This is a genomic window from Sphingomonas melonis, assembly GCF_013409985.1.
Taxonomy (GTDB): domain Bacteria; phylum Pseudomonadota; class Alphaproteobacteria; order Sphingomonadales; family Sphingomonadaceae; genus Sphingomonas; species Sphingomonas melonis_A.
Map to the genome: position 1 here is coordinate 708,586 of NZ_JACCBY010000002.1, position 20,554 is coordinate 729,139.

Genomic DNA, 20,554 nt, shown 5'->3' on the forward strand with positions numbered 1-20,554 from the left:
CGGTTAGGCTGCGGCCATGACGATGACCTATCGCAGTTATCTGCGCCTGCCCGAATTGCTCGATCTGCAATCGCCGCTGAGCGACGTGCATGACGAACTGTTGTTCGTGACGATCCATCAGGCGTCGGAATTGTGGATGAAGCTGTGCCTGCACGAGCTCGGCGAGGCGCGGCGGCGGATCGCGGCGGACGATCTGCCGCCGGCGCTCAAGATGATGGCGCGGGTCAGCCGCATCCAGACGCAGCTGATCCAGTCGTGGGAGGTGCTGGCGACGATGACCCCCGCCGACTATGCGGCGATGCGCGGCAGCCTGGGGCAGAGTTCGGGATTCCAGTCCGACCAGTACCGCTGCCTGGAATTCATCATGGGCAATCGCAATCCGGCGATGCTCGCGCTGTTCGACGAGGTGGCGGTGCGCGACCGGCTGGCTGCGGAACTCGCCGTGCCCAGCCTGTACGACGAGGCGTTGCGCCTGCTCGCCCGCCGCGGCCTGCCGGTGCCGGCCGAGCGGCTCGCGCGCGACTTCACGCAGGTCGCGCCGCCGTCGCGCGCGGTCGAGGCGTGCTGGGCCACCATCTATGGCGAGCCGAGCCGCTATTGGGACCTGTACGAACTCGCCGAAAAGCTCGTCGACCTGGAATATCACGTGCAATTGTGGCGGTTCGGCCATCTCAAGACGGTCGAGCGGGTGATCGGCTTCAAGACCGGGACGGGCGGCACCGCCGGCGTGCCGTATCTTGCCAAGGTCGTGGAACAGCGCTTCTTTCCTGAATTGCTCGATGTTCGCACCAGCTTGTGAGGCGGCGAAACGTGGCAGACATGCGACGAAACGAAAGCGAAATGATTTGGATATAATGTAACATCACGCTTAGATGCTTCGCACCTGCACAATCGCGGGTCCTCTTTCGTGCACCGCGGAGTATCGATGCTCAAGTTTTCCCTGCTGGCCGGCGCCGCCCTGATCGCCAGCCCTGCCCTTGCCCAGACCGACGCCAGCGTTCCGGCGACGACCGCCTCGTCCGCGACCCCGCAGGGCCGCGACATCATCGTGACCGCGGCGCTGCCGCAGAGCGAGCGCGACGTGCTGCAGGGCACGTCGGTCCTCGCCGGCGAGGAGTTGACCCGCAATCTGCGCCCGACGATCGGTGAGACGCTGGCGCGCCAGCCCGGCGTGTCCGCGACCTCGTTCGGCCCGAGCGCGTCGCGGCCGATCCTGCGCGGCTTCCAGGGCGACCGCATCCGCGTGCTGACCGACGGCATCGGCTCGATCGACGTGTCGAACACCAGCGTCGACCATGCCGTCATCATCGATCCGCTGCTTGCCGAGCGGATCGAGGTGCTGCGCGGCCCCTCCGCGCTGCTGTTCGGCTCGTCGGCGGTCGGCGGCGTCGTGAACGTCATCGACACGCGCATCCCGCGGACGGTGCCGGAGAACGGCTATCGGCTGAACGGCATCGCCAATTACGGCTCGGCTGCCGACGAACGCTCCGGCGGCGCGGCGGGTGACGTGGCGATCGGCGAGCATCTCGTGCTGCATGCCGACGGCTCGTATCTGAAGGCGAACGACCTGCGCACCGGCCGCGGCTATCTGCTGTCGCCGACCGCGCGCGCTGCGGCGCTGAGCCAGGTCGGACAGCCACAGCCCGACGCCGAGGAGCCGATCGACTTCGCCGCCTCCGCGGGGCTGCGCAACCGCCTGCCCAATTCGGCGGCGGAGACCTGGACCGCGGGCGCGGGCGCGTCGATCATTACCGACACCGGCACTCTCGGCGTATCGTACAGCCATTACGACAGCCTCTACGGCGTGCCGATCCGCTATGCGACCGCGGTGGGCCAGGAGCAGGAGGCGCCGCGGCTGTCGGTGGTGCAGAACCGCGTCGACCTGCGCGGCGAGGTGCAGACCGGCGGCGACATCATCGACCGCATCCGCATCCGCGCCGGCCAGGCGAGCTATCGCCACTTCGAGCTGGAAGAGGACGGCAGCGTCGGCACCGCCTTCTACAACAAGGGCCTCGAAGGGCGGCTCGAGGTCGTCCAGGCGAACCGCGGCGGCTGGCAGGGCGCGAGCGGCGTCCAGTTCTTCAACCGCATCTTCAACGTGGTCGGCGACGAGGCCTTCCTGCCGAAGAACGAGACGAACCAGACCGGCTTCTTCACGCTGCAACAATATAGCGCCGGGCCGTTCCGCGCCGAGGGTGGCGTGCGCTACGAACTGACCGACGTCGCCGGCCGGGTGCCGTTCGGCGAGAAGCAGTTCTTCGGCGGCAACCGCCATTTCGAGGCGCTGTCCGGCTCGATCGGCGCCTCCTATGCGCTCAGCGACGGCATCCGCATCGGCCTCAACGGCTCGCGCACCGAGCGCGCGCCGTCGGCGGAGGAACTGCTCGCCAACGGGCCGCATGCCGGCACGCAGGCCTATGAGATCGGCAATGCCGATTTCCGGCTCGAAAAGTCCTGGGGCCTGGAAGCGACGCTGCACGCGCATGGCGACGGCTACAGCTTCGACGCTTCGGCCTATTACAACTGGTTCTCCAACTATATTTCGGAGAACGCGACCGGCGATAATATCAACGGCCTGCCGATCTATCAGTATCAGCAGGGCAAGGCGCGCTATTACGGGTTCGAGGCGGATGCCTCGGTGCGGCTGGCGCAGATCGGCGGCTATGCGATCAATGCCGATCTGCTCGGCGATTACGTCCATGCCAACATCGTCGACTTCGGCCCGGCGCCGCGCATCCCGCCAGCGCGGGTGCTCGGCGGCATCGAAGCGCAGGGCGAGCGGCTCGGCGGTCGCGTCGAGGTCGAGCATGTCTTCGAGCAGAACCGCATCGCCGCGTTCGAGACGCCGACCAACGACTATACGATGGTCAATGCCACCGCCTCGATCAGCCCGTTCGGCAAGGACAGCAAGACCAGCCTGCTGCTCTCGGCGAACAATCTGTTCGACGTGCTCGCCCGTCGGCATTCGAGCTTCCTCAAGGATTTCGCACCGCTCGCCGGGCGCGACATCCGCGTGACGCTGCGCTTCGGGCTGTAAGGCCTTTGTACTCCTCCCCCGCCAGGGGGAGGTGGCAGCGCGAAGCGCTGACGGAGGGGGAGGCAGGGGTGCGAGCCTAGTCACGAAGCTCCCACCCCTGCCTCCCCCTCCACTATTCGGCTGACGCCGAACGGTCCCCCTCCCGCTGGCGGGGGAGGATTTTCTCGGGTCTTGCCCTCCTCCCGCATCCCCCGTACCGCATCTTCAAAAGGAGAAGATGATGGCGGGCATGGGCAAGTTCGACTGGGCCGACCCCTTCCTGCTCGACGATCAGTTGAGCGAGGACGAGCGGATGATCCGCGACACCGCGCGCGGCTATGCGCAGGATCGCCTTGCACCGCGGATCGTCGAGGCGTTCCAGCACGAGCACACCGACCCCGCGATCTTCCGCGAAATGGGCGAACTCGGCCTGCTCGGGCCGACGCTGCCCGAGGAATATGGCGGCGTCGGTGCGGGATACGTCGCTTATGGGCTGGTCGCACGCGAAGTCGAGCGGGTCGATTCGGGCTATCGCTCGATGATGAGCGTGCAGTCGAGCCTCGTGATGTATCCGATCTTCGCCTACGGGTCGGAGGCGCAGAAGCAGGCGTTCCTGCCCAAGCTCGCGAGCGGCGACTATATCGGCTGCTTCGGCCTGACCGAGCCCGATGCCGGCTCCGACCCCGGCGGCATGACGACGCGCGCGCGCAAGGTCGACGGCGGGTACGTCCTGTCGGGCACCAAGACCTGGATCTCGAACGCGCCGATCGCCGATGTCTTCGTCGTCTGGGCGAGGTCCGACGCGCACCAGGGCGCGATCCGCGGCTTCGTGCTGACCAAGGGCATGAAGGGCCTGTCCGCGCCCAAGATCGAGGGCAAGCTCAGCCTGCGCGCCTCGATCACCGGCGGGATCGTGATGGAGGATGTCGAGGTCGGCGAGGAGGCGCTGTTGCCGAACGTCGAGGGGCTCAAGGGGCCGTTCGGCTGCCTCAACCGCGCGCGCTACGGCATCAGCTGGGGCGCGCTGGGCGCGGCCGAATTCTGCTTCCACGCCGCGCGGGCCTATGGCCTCGACCGCAAGCAGTTCGGCACCCCGCTCGCCGGGCGGCAGCTCTATCAGAAGAAGCTGGCGGACATGGAAACCGAGATCGCGCTCGGTTTGCAGGCGTCGCTGCGCGTCGGCCGGCTGATGGACGAGGGACGGTTCGCGCCTGAGATGGTCAGCCTCGTCAAGCGCAACAACGTCGGCAAGGCGCTGGAGATCGCGCGGATGAGCCGCGACATGCACGGCGGCAACGGCATCTCCGGCGAATATCAGGTGATGCGCCACATGATGAACCTCGAGACGGTGAACACCTATGAGGGTGCGCATGACGTCCACGCGCTGATCCTCGGCCGGGCGATCACGGGGATCGCGGCGTTTTGAGCAGCGCAAACCCCTCCCCCTCAGGGGAAGGGCTCAAGCCGTCTCCCCTCGCCGGGCTCAAGGTGCTCGAACTCGCCCGCATCCTCGCCGGGCCGTGGGCGGGACAGGTGCTCGCCGACCTCGGCGCCGAGGTGATCAAGGTCGAGAGCCCCGCCGGCGACGACACGCGAACATGGGGCCCGCCGTTCGTCGATTATGGCGACGGCACGCGCGACGCCGCCTATTTCCACGCCTGCAACCGTGGCAAGACCAGCCACGTCATCGACTTCACCACCACGGAGGGACAGCAGCGCGTCCGCGACCTCGCCGCCGAGGCCGACGTGCTGATCGAGAATTTCAAGGTCGGCGGCCTCGCCAAATACGGGCTCGATTACGCCAGCCTCTCCGCGCTCAACCCGCGCCTCGTCTATTGTTCGATCACCGGCTTCGGCCAGGACGGACCCTATGCGCCGCGGGCGGGCTATGACTTCATCGTCCAGGGCATGAGCGGGATGATGGACCTGACCGGCGACCCCGATGGCGCGCCGCAGAAGATCGGCGTGGCGATGGCGGACATCACCACCGGCCTGTATGCGGTGATCGCGATCCAGGCGGCGCTGGCGATGCGCGAGCGGACCGGCCGCGGCCAGTGGATCGACATGGCGCTGCTCGACACGATGACCGGCGTGCTCGCCAATCAGGCGGCGAATTATTTCGCCAGCGGCGTCTCGCCGGCACGGGTCGGCAATGCACATCTCAACGTCTGCCCCTATGCGGTGTTCGAGACGGCGGACGGCTGGTTCATCCTCGCGGTCGGCAACGACGGCCAGTTCCGCCGCTTCTGCGCGGTGGTCGGGATGGATGGCGACGATCCGCGCTACGCGAGCAACGCGCTGCGGCTCGAGCACAAGGCGCCGCTGTTCGCCACGATCACCGCCGCGACGCGGGCCTTCGCCCGCGACGACCTGCTCGCGCGGCTCGATGCGGCAGGCGTGCCGGCAGGGCCGATCAACACGGTCGAACAGGCGCTGACCGATCCGCAGGTGCTGGCGCGCGGCATGGTGCTCGATCACGCACCGATCCGCGGACTGCGTACGCCGATCCGCTTCTCCGATGCCGACCTCGCCACCGGTCGCCCGGCGCCGCGACTCGGATCGGGCGACGATGCCGAGACCGCTCAGCCGAACCGATAGGCCGACACCGCCCAGCCGATCACCACGTCGCGATAGTCGCAGGTCGCGACATCCTCGCCGCCGGCGCCGAGCGCCACCATCAACGGCAGCAGATGTTCGGCAGCGGGGTGCGCGAAGCGGGCGTGCGGCAGCGCCGGCCAGTCGATCACCCGCGCGGCACGGCGGGCCGGATCGGGGTCGGTGACCGCAGCGGTGAGCGCCGCATCCCAGGCGGCGGCGACCGGCGTCACCTGCGGCCCGCGGGCGCGCAGATTGTGGAAGCTCATCCCCGATCCGACGATCAATACGCCTTCGTCGCGCAACGGTGCCAACGCCCGGCCGATCGCGACATGCGCGGCCGGGTCGAGATCGGCGCGTAGCGACAGTTGCGCCAGCGGGATCGCCGCGGCGGGATCGGCGACCATCATCGGAATGAACACGCCATGGTCCCAGCCCCGCGCCGCCTCCTCGCCGACCGGATGCCCCGCTGCACGCAGCAAGGCGGCGGCGCGGCGCGCGACATCGGGCGCACCCGGCGCATCCCAGCGCAGGCGATAGGTATGCTCGGGAAAGTTGTGATAGTCGAACAGCAGCGCCGGCCGGGTGCCGACATGGACGGTGAGCTCCGGCGTCTCCCAATGGCCGGAGATCATCAGGATCGCGCGCGGCCGCTCGGGGAGCGTGGCGATCAGCCCGGCGAGATAGGCCTGCATCGGCCGCCACATCGGGTCGGGTGGCCCACCATGCGGGTCCATGAAGAAACACGGGCCGCCGCCATGCGGCACGAACAGCGTCGGAAGCGTCATGCCGGCAAGGTCGCGATCCGCCGCGTGCGCCGCAATCGTCTGGATCGAAACGGCGCGTTTCGCCTAAGAGGCGCCATGTCGCGCCTCACGGTCAACAACCAGCCGGTCGAATACCGGCTCGATCCTGCCACGCCATTGCTGTGGGCGTTGCGCGACGCGTCGAACCTGACCGGCACCAAATATGGCTGCGGCACCGGTCATTGCGGCGCCTGTACGGTCGATATCGACGGGCGTGCGATGCTGTCGTGCCAGGTCGCGATCGGATCGGTCGAGGGCAGCTTCGTCACGACGATCGAGGGGCTGTCGCACGAGCGCAACCACCCGCTGCAACTCGCCTTCATCGCCGCCAACGTGCCGCAATGCGGCTTCTGCATCCCCGGCATCATCATGGCCGCCGCCGTGCTGCTCAAGCACAGCCCCGACCCGAGCGAAGCGGACATCCGCAGCGCGATCCGCAACCTGTGCCGCTGCGGCGTCTATCCGCGGCTGGTCGAGGCGATCCAGCGCGCCGGCCGCGCCACCCGCGGCGAGGAGACCATCCCCGCCGGCGCGCGGCCCGGCATCGATCCCGCCGACGCGGCGCGGGTCGTGCCGGCGCTGGTGCCGCCGGCGGCGGACGCCGGGCGCGACAAGCTGTCGGAACGCTGACGATCCAATTCAGCTTGGCCACATCCCGATCGGTCTAGAACGGAGTCATCATCGGAGCCGGCTCGTGCGCCGGCGGGTTGAGGACGAACAGGGATGAAGACCGTGATCAAGGCGTTGCTGGCGGCATCCATGCTGATGCCAGCCGCTGCTCAGGCGCAGGACGGACCGGGCGGCTGGAACCAGCGCGGTCCTGGATCGGGGCCACGGCCCGAGCCGGGCCCCGGGCCAGACCGCGGGCCTGGACCCGACCGGGGACCGGACCGCGGGCCGGCGCCGTCTGGCGATCTCGGCTGGCAGGTGCAGCATCGCGCGGAGCGGCCGCAGCCGGGCGACTTCGGTTCCGATCGCGGGCCGCCGCCGCCGCCGCGCGAGCGCCCCGGTCCCGACGACGGGCCCCGCTTCCGCGACGATCGCCCCGGACCCGACCGCGGGCCGCGCCCGGATCGCGACGGTCCCCGCCCTGACGACCGGCGCCCCGATGACCGGCGCCCCGACGTCGGCTGGGGCAATGTCGGCCGCGGGAATGTCGGACGCGCCGATGACGGCCGCGGCTGGGACGAACGGCGGTTCGACGACCGCGGACCGGCAGTGCGCGACTGGCGCGGCGGGCCCCGCGGCGGCTGGGACCGGGGCTGGCGCGACGACGACCGCTACGACTGGAACCGCTATCGCGCGATGAACCGGGGCGCCTATCGCCTGCCGCATTATTACGCGCCGTCGGGCTGGGGGCGCGGCTATAGCCGCTTCGGGGTGGGCGTGCCGCTGTCGCCGGTGCTGTTCAGCCGGACCTATTGGATCCGCGATCCCTATACCTATCGCCTGCCCGAGGCGTACGGCCCGTATCGCTGGGTCCGCTATTACGACGATGCGCTGCTCGTCGATCTGCGCAGCGGGCTGGTGATCGATACGGTCTACGGCATCTTCTACTGATCGGGAGGGGGCGTCCCCTTCCCGCTTTGACGGTTGTCTTTGCGGCGCGGCGACGGCATTTCTCAGGCCATGTTCGCCCGTCGCAAAGCGCCCGCCCCCTCTCCGCTACGCCAGCAGGCCGGCACCCTCGTCGCGCAACGGCTCGACGCCAATCCGGGGGTGACGCGCGCCGAGGTTCCGGCGATCCAGATCTATTATCATCTCGACTTCCTCGACGCCGCGCAATGCGAGACGCTGATCGCGATGATCGATGCCAACCGCCGCCCCTCATCGCTGCTGTCCGATCGCGCCGACCCGGGCTTCCGCACCAGCGAAAGCTGCGACATGAACCGCTATGCGCCCGAGGTGCAGCCGATCGACGAGGCGATCGCCGCGCTGCTCGGCCTGCCCGCCGATCATGGGGAGACGTTGCAGGGCCAGCGTTACGCACCGGGGCAGCATTTTCGCGCGCATCACGATTATTTCCACGAGACCGAGAGCTATTGGGCGCAGATGCAGGCGTCGGGCGGCCAGCGGACGTGGACGACGATGATCTACCTGAACGACGTCGCCGAGGGCGGCGCGACGTGGTTTCCGCAGGCCGGCTTCAAGATCGCACCGCGACGCGGGCTGTTGCTCGCCTGGAACAACATGAACCCGGACGGCACGCCCAACACGGCGACGCTGCACGAAGGGACGGCGGTGGTGGATGGGACCAAGTATATCGTCACCAAATGGTTCCGCGAGCGCTCCTGGCTCAAGCGGGCATCCTGACGACGCTAAGCTAAGGTGGGAGCCGGGACGACCCGCGGCGAAATCGTTGCGGCTGCTTCCTTCCGGACCTGACCGGGTTGGCGACGACCACGTCCGCCCGACTCCCGCGCAAGCCTATGGCGACGTCCGGGCGCGGGATCAAGGGGTGAGTTGGATCAACGACCTGCGCGGTTGAGGGTGACGAGCATCTCGAACACGTCGGGGTCGAGCGCCTGCCGGAAGCGACAGCCGGCGATGAAATCCTCCGCCCAGCGCACCTCGGCGGCGATCGAGCCCGCCGCGGGCAGCGTCAGCCAGATCAGGCTGTGGCGGGTCAGCGGGTCATAGGTTTGCAGACGGGCACCGTGGATCGAGATGTCGACCACCTTGCACAAGGTCCGCTGCGCCTTGTCGATCGCCCCAAATAACGAAGCCGGCGCACGCGGAACGCGGCGCCGGCCATACGTCAATGCAGGTTCGAACTCTGCCGCGAACATGACCACGATCTAGCCAGACCATGGTTATGTTCGCGTAAACGAGCCGATCAGCCCTTGCGGAGGGTGAGCCCGCCGCCGAAGCGCTTGTTGAAGCGGGCGACCTGGCCGCCGGCGTCGAGCATCGTGCCGCGACCACCGGTCCACGCCGGGTGCGCCAGCGGATCGATGTCGAGCTGCATCGTGTCGCCTTCCTTGCCCCAGGTGGAGCGGGTCTCGAACACGGTACCGTCGGTCATCTGGACCTTGATCATGTGGTAGTCGGGGTGGGTGTCTTTCTTCACGTCACGATGCTCCGGATGCGGCTGGTTCCGACCAGCCTGAAAGGGAAGCGGCGCCCGTAGAGGAGCGGCGCGGAATTGTCAAAAGGTGGCGTCCCCGCTCCGGCGTGCGGAGCGAGGATATCATGCCTTCGGAGGGTCGGCGATCATCGCGGTGAAATTGGCTTCCGCCACCATCTGACCGTCGATGCGGGCGATGCCGGCGAACTTGCACACGCTGGCGCGCTTCTGGACGAAGCTCGCCTCCAGGCGGAGCAGCACGCCGGGCTCGACCGGCTTGCGGAACTTCGCGCCGTCGATCGCCATGAAATAGACCAGCTTGCCCGAGCCGGCGAGGCCCAGGCTCTCGACCGCGAGGATACCGGCGGCCTGCGCCAGCGCCTCGACGATCAGCACGCCCGGCATGATCGGGCGGCCGGGGAAATGCCCCTGGAAGAAGCCTTCGTTGATCGTCACCGCCTTGATCGCCGCGATCGACCGGTCGAGGATGATCTCCTCGACCCGGTCGACCAGCAGCATCGGGTAGCGATGCGGCAGGGCCGCCATGACCCGCCCGATATCGAGCGGCCCCATGGTCTTGCCCTGCTCCTGGGTTGCGTCGTCGCTCACCCGTGCGGCCTTAGCGGCCCTGCGGCGTGGCGCGCGGCTTGGCGCCGGCGGCAGGCGCGGGCGTGCCGGCGGCCGGAGCCGGGGTGCCGGCGGCGGAAGCGGGTGCGCCGGCCTGCTGACGACGGGCGGCGTTCGCATAGACGAGCTGGCGGTATTGCTGGAGCAGCTCGACCGTCTGCTGCTGCGGCTGCCAGTTCGCCGGCGGGGTGATCGAGACGGTCGGCGTGGTGCGATCGATCTCCGCGATGATGTCGCGGGTCACGTCGGTCGACGGCGGCGCGTACTGGATCGCGTTCGGCGCGAGCACGACGTTGATCTTCTTGGCGGCGACGACGGCGCGCAGTGCCGGGTCATACTTTGCGATGACCTGTTCGAGCGCATAGGCCTGCGCCTTGATCGCGGGGCCCTGCGCCGCTTCGATGCCGGGCTGCGCCTTCTGCTGCGCGGCGCGCACCTGGTTGCCGATCGCGCTGTTGGGCGCTTCGGCGGCGGCGGCCTCGGCCTGGCTGACCTGGCCGTCCTTGTTGGTGTCGAGCAGCGTGCGCAGCTGCGTGTTCAGCGCGGTCTGCGCCGCGGCAGCCTGATCGAGCTGCGTCTTGAAGGTCGTCGAGATCTGCTGGTTGGCAGCGTCGAACGCCTTGGCGCTGAAGATCGCCGCATCGGCCTGCGCCGTGGCGATCCCGGCGGTCTGCGCGGTCGCGGCACCGGCCGCCAGCGCGAGCGAGGCACCGGCGAGGGCCGCCAGCGAGGTCTTGGTGATCGTCTTCATTAGAACTGAGTCCCCACGTTGAAGGTAATAAGCTTGGGATCGTCACCCTTCTGCGTGACGAGCGCCTTGGCAAGGTCGATCCGTAGTGGACCGAACGGCGAAGTCCAGTTGACGCCGATGCCGACGCTGACCCGCGGCGTCGCATTGCTGGCGTAATAGGTCTCCTTGAACGCCGGAATCGGGCTCTGATAGGCGATCGCATTGGTCGAGCTGCCCGCGCACGGGCCGCCCAGCGTCGCTGAAAAGCCGATCGCGCAGGTGGTGAACCCTCCCGAGCCAGTCGCTGCACCGGTCGGCACCTGATAGAGCTGGCGACCCGACGAATCGAGCAGCAGGCGCTGGATCGGCAGCACGGTGACGTTGCCCGCCGCATCGGTGATCGTCGGGAAGTTGGCGGTCGGCAGCGGCCGGGTCAGGCCGAACAGGCTGCCCGCCTGGACGTAGATCGACGGCCGCAGGCCGAGTTCGCGCGCACCGGCACCCAACGGGATCTCCAGCTCGGCGCGGGCAAGGTAATAGGCCCGGCCGCCGAGCGCGTCGTCGACGAGCTGGTCGCGGTCGGTGACGAGGATCTGCTTACCCGTGGTGGTGTCGACGGTATATTGCTGACGCTGCACGCGCGGACCGACACCGCGGATGTCGAAGCCGCGGAACTGCGGCTCGCCAAGGTAGAAGCGGTCGGTGATACGGATGCGGTCGACACCGGGGCCGCGGCTGCCTTCCAGCGACTTGATGTAACCGGCCTCGCCGACCAGCGAGCCGATGAAGCCCGAGCCGACGTTGACGAACTTCGAGCCTTCGAGCCGGGTACGGATATATTTCACGTCGCCGCCGAGGCCCGCGAAATCCTGGCTGAAGCTGAGGCGCTGGCCCGCGGTCGGGCGCAGACGGCTGTTGAGGCTGTCGTAGATCAGCGAATAGCCGACCGACGAGGTCCAGCGATTGCCGATCGCCTCGCAGAGATAGCGGCCGGCCTTGAGCGGGTCGCAGGCCCCGTCGGTGAAATAGCTTGCCTGATCGAGCCCGACCTCGTCGTACGACAGGCCGTAGCGGCCGGCGAGCGACCAATATTCGGTGAGCGGCACGCCCATGCGCACCTGGAAGCCGGTCGACACCTGCGAATAGGTGGTCTGGCGCTGCGTGCCGATATAGTTGAACGAGTTGTAATCGCGGCGGAACACGTCGACGCCGATCGCGACGTTCTTGTCGAACAGATAGGGCTCGGTGAAGCCCAGTTCGATCGACTTGGAATAGGTCGAGTAATTGACGCCGGCACGCAGCACCTGGCCCTTGCCGCGGAAATTGTTCTGCGTGATGTTGGCCTGGATGATGAAGCGTTCGAGGCTGGAATAGCCGACCGAGAGCTGCAGCTCACCGGTGCTCTTCTCTTCGAGATTGGTTTCGAGGATGATGCGATCGGGCGCCGAACCGGGGTTCTGCTTGATCTCCATCTTGTCCTGGAAGAAGCCCAGCGAGTTGATGCGATCCTGCGAACGCTTGACCTGGAAGCTGTTGAACGCGTCGCCTTCGGCGAGACGGATCTCGCGACGGATGACCTTGTCCTGCGTCTGCGTATTGCCGTTGATGTCGATCCGCTCGACATAGGTGCGCTGCGCCTGCGCGATGTGGAAGTTCATCCCCATCGTCAGCGTCTCGGGATCGCGCTGGAAGTCGGGCGCGACGTCGGTGAACGCATAGCCGAACAGGCCGGCGGCCTCGCTCAGCTGATCGACCGAATTTTCGACGAGCTTCGCGTTGTACCAGTCGCCCTTCTTGATCGGCAGCGACGCGGCGAGCTTCTTGTTGTCGAAGTCGCGGATCTCGCTGTCGACGGTGACGTCGCCGAACTTGTAGCGCTTACCCTCTTCGACGACATAGGTGATGATGAAGTCGCGCTTGTCCGGCGTCAGCTCGGCGACCGCGGAGGTGACGCGGAAATCGGCATAGCCCTGCGTCAAGTAGAACTGGCGCAGCTTCTGCTGGTCGTAGTTCAGGCGATCCTGATCGTAGGAGGTGTTGGACGAGAGCAAGCGGAACCAGCGCGATTCCTTGGTGACCATCTCGCCGCGCAGCTTGCCGTCGTTGAACACCTCGTTGCCGATGATGTTGATCTGGCGGACCTTGGACTTCGGCCCCTCGGTGATCTCGAACACCACGTCGACGCGGTTCTGGTCGAGGCTGACCATCTTCGGGCTGATCACCGCGGCGAAGCGACCCTGGCGGCGATAGAGTTCGATGATCCGCGACACGTCCTGGCGGACCGCGGTGCGGGTGAAGATCTGCCGCGGCGCGAGCTTGATCTCCTTGGTGATCTTGTCGCTCTTGAGCGCCTTGTTGCCCTCGAGGATCACGCGGTTGATGATCGGATTCTCGCGGATGCGCAGCACGATGTCGCCGGTCTCGACACCGGAGATCGAGAAGTCGACGAACAGGTCCGACGCCTGCAGGTCTTTCAGCGCCTGATCGAGCGTCTCGGCCGTGTAGGGGATGCCGACGCGCAGCTTGGTGTAGGACAGCACCGTCTCCGGCTCGATGCGCTGCGACCCCTCGACGCGCAGCGTCTTGATCGTGCGCACCGGTGCCGGCGTCGCCGCCTGCGCCGCGGCGGGGGCAGCCGGCGTCGCGGGGGTACGGGCAGCCCGCGCGGGCGCGCGCGTGGCGGCCGGAGCAGGAGCCGGCGTCGGAGTCGCGGCGGGGGCGTCGGCCGCGGGCTGCTGCGCAGCCGGCTCGGGCGCGGTCTGCGCCATCGCCGGCATGCCCGACAGCATCGTGCCGGCCAGCAACGCGGCGCTCACCGGCGCGAACTTGGTACTCTTCATCGCTGTCACTCAACCCACCCCAAATACGTCAGGATACCAATATCCGCCGGGACGCAGGACCCTGCCCTGCCCCAAGCCGGTCAGCCGATCAAGCCGGCCAGCCGCTGCCACAGACCGACTGCACTCAAATCGTTGAAGGTCACGATCAGCATCAGCGCCAGAACCGCAGCAAGTCCGCCGCGGAATGCCCATTCCTGCACCCTGGGTTCGAGGGGCCGGCGGCGGATCGCCTCGATCGCATAGAAGAAGAGGTGACCGCCATCGAGCATCGGTACTGGCAGCAGATTGATGAACCCCAGATTGATCGACAGCATCGCCACCAGCCACACGAAGGCGGGCAGACCGAGCGCCATCTGCTCGCCCGAGATCTTGGCGATGCGGATCGGCCCGCCGAGTTCGTCGATCGAGCGGCGGCCGCTGATGATCTGCCCCAGTGTCTCCAGCGTGCCGGAGATGATGCTGACCGTCATCCGCACGCCGGCCGCCGGTGCCTCGGCAAGGCTGACCGGCGCGAGCACCGGGGTGCCGCCGCCGATGCCGATCCGGCCGATGCGATATTCGTTGCCGAAGCGGTCGCGCTGGTGGACGACGCCGATCGCCAGCGGCGTGGCGATCGTCGCATCCCCGCGCGCGATGCGCAGCGTGACCTGCTCGCCGGGGCGGATCAGCGCATAGCGGGCGATGTCGGTGAACGTCTCGATCGGGCGACCGTCGATCGACAGGATGCGGTCGCCGGGTTGCAGGCCGGCCTTGGCGGCGGGCGCGCCGGCGAGCACCGTCCCGACCACGGCGGGGGTGCGGTCGACGCCATAATGGTACGCGAAGCCGGCGAGGATCAGCACCGCGAGGATCAGGTTGATCGCCGGTCCGGCGGCGACGATGATCGCGCGCTGCCACAAGGGCTGGGCCTGGAAGGTCTGGGCGCGCTCGGCCGCGGGCAGCGCCAGCCAGTCGGCGTCGGGCTGGCTGGCCGGATTCATGTCGCCGGCGAAGCGGACATAGCCGCCGAGCGGCAGCCAGCCGAACTTCCAGCGCGTGCCGCGCGAATCGGTGAAGCCGGCAATCTCGCGGCCGAAGCCGATCGAGAACGCCTCTGCCTTCACGCCGAACAGACGGCCGGCGAGATAATGGCCCATTTCATGGATGAAGACGAGCGGACCGATCGCGCACAGGAATGCGAGCACGGCCATCAGAACGCCGGGGGACTGGATCAAGCTGGGCAATCCTTCACGCGCGAACCTTTACACGCCCCTTAGCCGCTTCCCGTATACGTTCGTCCGCCTTTTGTCGCGCCTCACCATCGATGGCGAGAACCGCCTCCAGCGTGTCGGGCGCCGGCGGATCATAATGATCCAGCGTATCGGCGACGATTGCGGCAATTTCGAGGAAGCCGATGCGCCCATCGAGGAAGGCGGCCACGGCGATCTCGTTGGCGGCGTTCAGGATCGCGGGACGCGCGCCGCCCGCCTCGAGCGCGTCGCGGGCGAGCGTGAGCGCCGGGAAGCGGACCGGATCGCAGGCCTCGAAATCGAGCCGGCCGATCGCGACGAGGTCGAGCGGCGCCATCGGCGTCGCCATCCGCGCCGGCCAGGCGAGCGTATGCGCGATCGGCACGCGCATGTCGGACGGCCCGAGCTGCGCCAGCATCGATCCGTCGACATAGTCCACCATCGAATGGATCACCGACTGGCGGTGCATCACCACCTCGATTCGCGCGTGCGGCACCGGGAACAGGCGCGCCGCCTCGATCAGTTCGAGGCCCTTGTTCATCATCGTCGCGCTGTCGATGCTGATCTTGGCGCCCATCGACCAATTGGGGTGGGCGACCGCCTGTTCGACGGTGACGCTTGCCATCTCCTCCAGCGTCCAGTCGCGGAACGGACCGCCGCTCGCCGTGAGGATGATGCGACGCACGCCCTCCGGCCGGGAGAAATCGAAACACTGATAGATGGCGTTATGCTCGCTGTCCGCAGGCAGCAGCGTCGCGCCCGAGGCGGCGGCAGCGGCGAGGATCACCTCGCCGGCGGAGACGAGCGGTTCCTTGTTGGCGAGCACCACCGTGCCGCCGTGGCGGATCGCGGCCATAACCGGCTCGAGGCCCGCGCAGCCGACGATGGCGCCCATCGTCCAGTCGGCGCCCGCGGCCGCGTCGCAGATCGCCTGGCGGCCCCCGGCGACCTGCGTGCCCGTACCGGCGAGCGCATCGCGCAGCGCGGGCAGGCAGGATTCGTCGGCGACGACCGCCAGCTCCGCTTTGGTGCGGCGGGCGGCGGCGGCCAGCTTGCCGACGTCGCCGTTGGCGGTGAGCGCGCGCACCTTGAAGCGGTCGGGCTCGCGTTCGACGAGATCGAGCGTGGAGGTGCCGACCGAGCCGGTCGCACCGAGGATGGAGACGGTTTTCATGTCAGAAGGCGAGCGGCACGACGACGAGCAGCGCCGCGACCGGCATCACCGGAACGACGCCGTCGAGACGGTCGAGGAAGCCGCCATGGCCGGGGATCACGCTGCCCGAATCCTTGACGCCGGCACGGCGCTTGAGGTGGCTTTCGTAGAGGTCGCCGGCCTGCGCGAGGATCGCGAGCAGCGGCGTCGCGATCACGAAGCGCAACGGGAGGAGATACACCCGGCTCATCACCGCGGCGACGATCGTCGCGAGCACGATGCCGCCGATCAGGCCGGCCCAGGTCTTGTTCGGGCTGATCCGCGGCGCCAGCTTGGGGCCGCCGATGCTGCGCCCGGCGAAATAGGCGCCGATATCGGTCGCCCAGACGAGGCTGAGCGCCCAGAGCGCGTTACGCAGGCCGTCGGGCTCGTGCCGGATCAGCAGCAGCGCGTAGATCGGCAGGCCGCAATAGAGCACGCCCGCGCCGAGCTGCGGCCGGCGGGTGATGATCGTCAGGAAAAAGAAGGCACCGGCGAGCAGGCCGAGCGCGAAGAAATCGGGCCCCGCGGCGAGCGGGCACATGATCGCCAGCGGCACCGACAGGACATATTGGCCGAGCCGTTTGGTCTTGGAATCGGCGGCGTGGAGGTCGCTCCACTCCGCCATCATGAACACGCCGACCGTGACGACGAGCAGCCAAAAGACGAAGCCGCCCAGTGCCAGCGCGACCAGCGCAAGCGCCACCAGCCCGAGGCCGGTCAGCGTGCGCGTCGCAAGCTCCGAGGGGCGCTTGCCGGTGGGCGCGTCGCTCACAGGCCGCCGTAGCGCCGCTGGCGCTGGCCGAAGGCGGCGATCGCATCGGCGAGCGTGTCGCCGGTGAAATCGGGCCAGAGCGTGTCGACGAACAGCAGCTCGGCATAGGCCGCCTGCCACAGCAGGAAATTCGACAGCCGCTGCTCGCCCGACGAGCGGATGACGAGGTCGAGCGGCGGCAGGTCGGCGGTATCGAGTTCCGCCTCGATATGGTCGGCGGTGATCGCCATCGGATCGATCTCGCCAGCCGCGGCGCGCGCGGCGAGCCGGCGGGTGGCAGCGACCAGTTCAGCCTGCGATCCGTAGTTGAGCGCGATCACCAGGATCGGCCCGGTGTTGGCTGCGGTCTTGGCCATCGCATCGTCGACCAGCGCGACGAGATCGGGCGCGAAGCGGCGATAGTCGCCGATGATGCGCAGCCGCACGTTCTCGGCGACGAGTTCGGCAAGGTCGCTGCGGATGAACAGCCGCAGCAGCCCCATCAACGCGCCGACCTCGTCCTCCGGTCGGCGCCAGTTCTCGCTGGAGAAGGCGTAGAGGGTCAGCGCCTCGACGCCGATCGCCCGCGCGGCACGGGTGACGCGGCGCACCGCCTCGACGCCGGCCTTGTGACCGGCGACGCGGGGCAGATGGCGCGCCTTCGCCCAGCGGCCGTTACCATCCATGATGATCGCGACATGGCGCGGCACCGGCCCCGTATCCGGAACCGCCGCCAGCGTCGCCACCGAGGCCGCCGTCGGACTCACTTTCCGAGGATTTCCTTTTCCTTCGCTGCCGCGGCCGCATCGAGCTCGGCGATCGTCGCATCGGTGAGCTTCTGCACCTCGGTCTCGTGGCGCTTGCGCTCGTCCTCGCTGATGACGCCCTTCTTCTCGTCGGTCTTCAGATTGTCCATGCCGTCGCGACGCACGTTGCGAACCGCGATCCGCGCACCCTCGGCATATTTGCCGGCGAGCTTGGCGAGTTCCTTGCGGCGCTCCTCGGTCAGGTCGGGGATCGGCAGGCGCAGCGTCTGGCCGTCGTTGATCGGGTTGAGGCCGAGGCCGGCCGACCGGATCGCCTTCTCGACCGAACTGACGTTCGACTTGTCCCACACCTGCACCGACAGCATGCGCGGCTCGGGCACCGATACGGTGGCGACCTGCACCAGCGGCATATGGCTGCCGTATACCTCGACCGTCACCGGATCGAGCAGCGCGGTCGACGCGCGGCCGGTCCGCAGACCGTTGAGGTCGTGCTTGAGCGCTTCGACGGCGCCGGCCATCCGGCGCTCGAGATCGGCCTTGTCATAGGCTGCCATGGTCTACTCCTGTTCGTTCTGGACGACCGTCGAGACGCCATCACCGTTGAGGACCGCGGCAAAATTGCCGTGCTCACGAATGTTGAAGACGACGATCGGGATGTTGTTGTCGCGGCACAGCGCGATCGCGCTGGCGTCCATGACCTTGAGGTCGTCGGACAAGACCTTCGAATAGCTGACCGTCTGGTAGCGCGTCGCGGTCGGCACCTTCTTGGGATCGGCATCGTAGACGCCGTCCACGGAGGTGCCCTTGAACAGCGCGTCGCACTTCATCTCGGCGGCGCGCAGCGCGGCACCGGAATCGGTGGTGAAGAACGGGCTGCCGACACCGGCGGCGAAGATCACCACGCGGCCCTTCTCCAGGTGACGCTCGGCACGACGGCGGATGAACGGTTCGCATACCGACGCCATCGGGATCGCCGACTGGACGCGCGTTTCGACGCCGATCTGCTCGAGCGCATTCTGCACCGCCAGCGCGTTCATGACGGTGGCGAGCATGCCCATATAATCGCCGGTCGCGCGCTCCATGCCGCGGGCGGCGCCGGAGATGCCGCGGAAGATGTTGCCACCGCCGACGACGATGCACAGCTCATAGCCCTGCGCCTTCACGTCGGCGATCTCCTCGGCGACGCGCGCGGTCACGGCGGGGTCGATGGACAGGCCACTGCCCTCGCCCATCAGCACTTCGCCGGACAGTTTCAACAAGATGCGTTTGAAGCGCGGCGCGAACGTCATAAGTTCCTATCGCTGGTGGGAGAAAGCGGAACCGACCTTAGGCCCGCGCGCGCGCGGGGGCAACCTTCGGCTGATCGCATGCAGGACCGCTTTGACACGTCCGCCACCGCAGCCGATCGTGTCGGCCGCCGGCCACTGCACCGGGCCGCGGACGCCTGCTCGCGACACCGCCGGCCCGCTACCGCAGAATTGTGCGCGTGCGATCCCGCGCCCGCTGGCCTGCCGTTTTCAGCCAAGCGTTTGTATCATCTGACAATTCCCTGCCCGCGTCGCCCGGCCGGAAATTTCGATTGCGCTAAGATCTGCGGTTAAGCCGCCGTTAGCCAGCAAAGGCAACGCGATGGAAGGGCAGTTGGTCCAAGGCCGCGACTGGGGCATCGGGGGCATCGGTACGGTCATGTGGGGGAAGGCGCGCACCGTCGCGGGAGGGGCGGCAGCGGTGATCGCAATCGCCGTCATCGGGCCGCTGGAGGCGCGCGCGCAGGACGCCGCGCCGCCCGCGTGGACGCTGGCGGCAACCTACAAGGCCGATGTTGCCGGCGTCGCCGATGGCGGCATGGATCGCGGCCTGCGCTGGCTCGACGACATCTACGTCACCGGCAGCGTCGATCTGGACGCCGCGGTCGGCTGGAAGCGCGCGCGGGCGCACGCCTCGATACTCAACAATCTCGGCGGCAAGCCGGATGCGCTCGCCGGATCGATCCAGGGCATCAACAATATCGAGGTCGCCGACCGCCGGCTCAAGCTCTACGAGGCATGGCTGCAACAGGGGATCGGCACGGACGCGACGCTGCGCGCCGGCCTCTACGACGTCAACAGCGAGTTCTACCAGAACGAGGCCGCCGGCCTGCTGATCTCACCAATGTTCGGCGTCGGATCGGAACTGGCGGCGACCGGCGTCAACGGGCCGGCGATCTTCCCCTCGACGGCGCTCGCCCTGCGCTTCCGGGTAACCACCGCGCATGCCTATGGCGCATTCGCCGTCGTCAACGCGCATGCCGGAACGCTCGGCGACGACGGCGGCGTCGACCTGACCGGGCGCGACGGCGCGTTGCTCATCGCCGAGGCAGGCTGGACCGGCAGCGGCCGCGTGGCGATCGGCGCGTGGCGCTATACCCGCCGGCAGCCGGCGGTGCTGTCGCCGGATATCACCATCGCGCCGGACACGCATGTATCGCGCGGCGTCTATCTGCTCGGCGAGCACGATCTGATCGGCACCGCGGACGGTCCGCACCACCTGATCGGCTTTCTCCGGCTCGGCCTGTCGGAGGGGCGGACGACGCCGTTCCGCGGCGGCTGGCAGGGCGGGCTGCTGTTGCTGCGCCCGGTCGCGTCGCGACGCGCCAGCGCGCTCTCCATCGGCGCGGGCAGCGGCGTGCTGTCGCAGAGCTATCGGCAGGGCCAGCCCGACGGACCGATGCCGCTGGGCAAGGTCGAGACGATCTATGAAGTGACGTACAGCGACGAGCTGCGTCATGGCGTGTCGTTGCAGCCCGACGTGCAATATGTCGCGCACCCCTCCGGCGACCCCACGATCCCCGACGCGTTGGTCGTCGGGATCCGGCTGACGATCGCGTGGGTGAGCGGCTGAACGGGCGACACGGCGCAGCGGTGTACGAGTGGGGGCGCTCGACCATCCGGA

Annotated in this window: 20 protein-coding genes and 1 other RNA gene; 8 read left to right on the forward strand and 13 right to left on the reverse strand. The window is 68.1% G+C overall.

Annotation, left to right across the window (positions count from 1 at the left end):
- Positions 1-16 precede the first annotated feature (16 nt).
- The 4 genes from HD841_RS09875 to HD841_RS09890 all read left to right on the forward strand — a co-directional run bounded on the left by HD841_RS09875 (position 17) and on the right by HD841_RS09890 (position 5,614).
- Complete coding sequence (locus tag HD841_RS09875) at positions 17-799, forward strand: tryptophan 2,3-dioxygenase (protein ID WP_179508672.1); 783 nt, start codon at positions 17-19, stop codon at positions 797-799.
- A gap of 126 nt (positions 800-925) precedes the next feature.
- Complete coding sequence (locus HD841_RS09880) at positions 926-3,037, forward strand: TonB-dependent receptor (RefSeq protein ID WP_179508673.1); 2,112 nt, start codon at positions 926-928, stop codon at positions 3,035-3,037.
- 220 nt (positions 3,038-3,257) lie between these two features.
- Positions 3,258-4,442 (forward strand): acyl-CoA dehydrogenase, encoded by a 1,185-nt coding sequence (locus tag HD841_RS09885; protein WP_179508865.1) that lies wholly within the window; start codon positions 3,258-3,260, stop codon positions 4,440-4,442.
- The gene (locus HD841_RS09890; protein ID WP_179508674.1) at positions 4,439-5,614 is read left to right on the forward strand and encodes a CaiB/BaiF CoA transferase family protein; all 1,176 of its coding nucleotides are present in this window, start codon (positions 4,439-4,441) and stop codon (positions 5,612-5,614) included. Before HD841_RS09885 ends, HD841_RS09890 begins: the two co-directional genes overlap by 4 nt.
- Here HD841_RS09890 and HD841_RS09895 read toward each other — a convergent pair.
- On the reverse strand, positions 5,599-6,399 hold the full coding sequence (locus tag HD841_RS09895; RefSeq protein WP_179508675.1) for a DODA-type extradiol aromatic ring-opening family dioxygenase: 801 nt from the start codon (positions 6,397-6,399) through the stop codon (positions 5,599-5,601). The two genes, HD841_RS09890 and HD841_RS09895, sit on opposite strands and share 16 nt — an antisense overlap.
- A gap of 75 nt (positions 6,400-6,474) precedes the next feature.
- On the opposite strand from HD841_RS09895, the gene HD841_RS09900 reads away from it, so the two are divergent.
- The 3 genes from HD841_RS09900 (at position 6,475) to HD841_RS09910 (ending at position 8,730) form a co-directional block, all read left to right on the forward strand.
- Positions 6,475-7,047 (forward strand): (2Fe-2S)-binding protein, encoded by a 573-nt coding sequence (locus HD841_RS09900; protein WP_179508676.1) that lies wholly within the window; start codon positions 6,475-6,477, stop codon positions 7,045-7,047.
- A 93-nt stretch (positions 7,048-7,140) separates the two neighbouring features.
- Complete coding sequence (locus HD841_RS09905) at positions 7,141-7,977, forward strand: RcnB family protein (RefSeq protein ID WP_179508677.1); 837 nt, start codon at positions 7,141-7,143, stop codon at positions 7,975-7,977.
- A 69-nt stretch (positions 7,978-8,046) separates the two neighbouring features.
- Positions 8,047-8,730: a 2OG-Fe(II) oxygenase gene (locus HD841_RS09910; protein WP_179508678.1), complete on the forward strand. Its 684-nt coding sequence runs from the start codon at positions 8,047-8,049 to the stop codon at positions 8,728-8,730.
- 11 nt (positions 8,731-8,741) lie between these two features.
- On the opposite strand, the gene ffs is transcribed toward HD841_RS09910, so the two are convergent.
- The 12 genes from ffs to pyrH all read right to left on the reverse strand — a co-directional run bounded on the left by ffs (position 8,742) and on the right by pyrH (position 18,912).
- Positions 8,742-8,839, reverse strand: an RNA gene (gene ffs / locus HD841_RS09915) — signal recognition particle sRNA small type.
- 46 nt (positions 8,840-8,885) lie between these two features.
- Positions 8,886-9,206 (reverse strand): PilZ domain-containing protein, encoded by a 321-nt coding sequence (locus HD841_RS09920; RefSeq protein ID WP_179508679.1) that lies wholly within the window; start codon positions 9,204-9,206, stop codon positions 8,886-8,888.
- Positions 9,207-9,253: 47 nt separating this feature from the next.
- Complete coding sequence (rpmE, locus tag HD841_RS09925; protein WP_179508680.1) at positions 9,254-9,487, reverse strand: 50S ribosomal protein L31; 234 nt, start codon at positions 9,485-9,487, stop codon at positions 9,254-9,256.
- Positions 9,488-9,607: 120 nt separating this feature from the next.
- Positions 9,608-10,057 carry a 3-hydroxyacyl-ACP dehydratase FabZ gene (gene fabZ / locus HD841_RS09930; RefSeq protein WP_179508866.1) on the reverse strand — a complete coding sequence of 150 codons (450 nt, stop codon included), beginning with the start codon at positions 10,055-10,057 and terminating at the stop codon, positions 9,608-9,610.
- Positions 10,058-10,103: 46 nt separating this feature from the next.
- Entirely contained in the window at positions 10,104-10,862 is a 759-nt protein-coding gene (locus tag HD841_RS09935) for an OmpH family outer membrane protein (RefSeq protein ID WP_179508681.1), read from the reverse strand.
- Complete coding sequence (gene bamA / locus HD841_RS09940) at positions 10,862-13,681, reverse strand: outer membrane protein assembly factor BamA (RefSeq protein WP_179508682.1); 2,820 nt, start codon at positions 13,679-13,681, stop codon at positions 10,862-10,864. Before bamA ends, HD841_RS09935 begins: the two co-directional genes overlap by 1 nt.
- Before the next feature lie 80 nt (positions 13,682-13,761).
- Positions 13,762-14,895 (reverse strand): RIP metalloprotease RseP, encoded by a 1,134-nt coding sequence (gene rseP, locus HD841_RS09945; protein WP_179508683.1) that lies wholly within the window; start codon positions 14,893-14,895, stop codon positions 13,762-13,764.
- 13 nt (positions 14,896-14,908) lie between these two features.
- Positions 14,909-16,084 carry a 1-deoxy-D-xylulose-5-phosphate reductoisomerase gene (locus HD841_RS09950; protein WP_179508684.1) on the reverse strand — a complete coding sequence of 392 codons (1,176 nt, stop codon included), beginning with the start codon at positions 16,082-16,084 and terminating at the stop codon, positions 14,909-14,911.
- 1 nt (position 16,085) lies between these two features.
- On the reverse strand, positions 16,086-16,877 hold the full coding sequence (locus HD841_RS09955; RefSeq protein WP_179508685.1) for a phosphatidate cytidylyltransferase: 792 nt from the start codon (positions 16,875-16,877) through the stop codon (positions 16,086-16,088).
- A complete protein-coding gene (locus HD841_RS09960) occupies positions 16,874-17,623 on the reverse strand; it encodes an isoprenyl transferase (RefSeq protein ID WP_373562984.1) in 750 nt (249 codons plus the stop codon). Before HD841_RS09960 ends, HD841_RS09955 begins: the two co-directional genes overlap by 4 nt.
- Entirely contained in the window at positions 17,620-18,177 is a 558-nt protein-coding gene (gene frr / locus HD841_RS09965; protein ID WP_179508686.1) for a ribosome recycling factor, read from the reverse strand. The genes HD841_RS09960 and frr overlap by 4 nt, the downstream gene beginning before the upstream one ends.
- Positions 18,178-18,180: 3 nt before the next feature.
- Positions 18,181-18,912 (reverse strand): UMP kinase, encoded by a 732-nt coding sequence (gene pyrH, locus HD841_RS09970; protein ID WP_179508687.1) that lies wholly within the window; start codon positions 18,910-18,912, stop codon positions 18,181-18,183.
- Between the two features lie 340 nt (positions 18,913-19,252).
- On the opposite strand from pyrH, the gene HD841_RS09975 reads away from it, so the two are divergent.
- Positions 19,253-20,503, forward strand: a complete 1,251-nt coding sequence (locus HD841_RS09975; protein WP_257015395.1) for a carbohydrate porin — start codon at positions 19,253-19,255, stop codon at positions 20,501-20,503.
- The last annotated feature ends 51 nt before the right edge of the window (positions 20,504-20,554 follow it).

Bases quoted from the DNA above. Each gene is read 5' to 3' on its own strand.
- HD841_RS09875 (WP_179508672.1), top strand. From the start codon at position 17: ATGACGATGACCTATCGCAGTTATCTGCGCCTGCCCGAATTGCTCGAT.
- HD841_RS09880 (WP_179508673.1), top strand. From the start codon at position 926: ATGCTCAAGTTTTCCCTGCTGGCCGGCGCCGCCCTGATCGCCAGCCCT.
- HD841_RS09885 (WP_179508865.1), top strand. From the start codon at position 3,258: ATGGCGGGCATGGGCAAGTTCGACTGGGCCGACCCCTTCCTGCTCGAC.
- HD841_RS09895 (WP_179508675.1), bottom strand. From the start codon at position 6,399: ATGACGCTTCCGACGCTGTTCGTGCCGCATGGCGGCGGCCCGTGTTTC.
- HD841_RS09900 (WP_179508676.1), top strand. From the start codon at position 6,475: ATGTCGCGCCTCACGGTCAACAACCAGCCGGTCGAATACCGGCTCGAT.
- HD841_RS09905 (WP_179508677.1), top strand. From the start codon at position 7,141: ATGAAGACCGTGATCAAGGCGTTGCTGGCGGCATCCATGCTGATGCCA.
- HD841_RS09910 (WP_179508678.1), top strand. From the start codon at position 8,047: ATGTTCGCCCGTCGCAAAGCGCCCGCCCCCTCTCCGCTACGCCAGCAG.
- HD841_RS09920 (WP_179508679.1), bottom strand. From the start codon at position 9,206: ATGTTCGCGGCAGAGTTCGAACCTGCATTGACGTATGGCCGGCGCCGC.
- fabZ (WP_179508866.1), bottom strand. From the start codon at position 10,057: ATGGGGCCGCTCGATATCGGGCGGGTCATGGCGGCCCTGCCGCATCGC.
- HD841_RS09935 (WP_179508681.1), bottom strand. From the start codon at position 10,862: ATGAAGACGATCACCAAGACCTCGCTGGCGGCCCTCGCCGGTGCCTCG.
- bamA (WP_179508682.1), bottom strand. From the start codon at position 13,681: ATGAAGAGTACCAAGTTCGCGCCGGTGAGCGCCGCGTTGCTGGCCGGC.
- HD841_RS09950 (WP_179508684.1), bottom strand. From the start codon at position 16,084: ATGAAAACCGTCTCCATCCTCGGTGCGACCGGCTCGGTCGGCACCTCC.
- frr (WP_179508686.1), bottom strand. From the start codon at position 18,177: ATGGCAGCCTATGACAAGGCCGATCTCGAGCGCCGGATGGCCGGCGCC.
- pyrH (WP_179508687.1), bottom strand. From the start codon at position 18,912: ATGACGTTCGCGCCGCGCTTCAAACGCATCTTGTTGAAACTGTCCGGC.
- HD841_RS09975 (WP_257015395.1), top strand. From the start codon at position 19,253: ATGGAAGGGCAGTTGGTCCAAGGCCGCGACTGGGGCATCGGGGGCATC.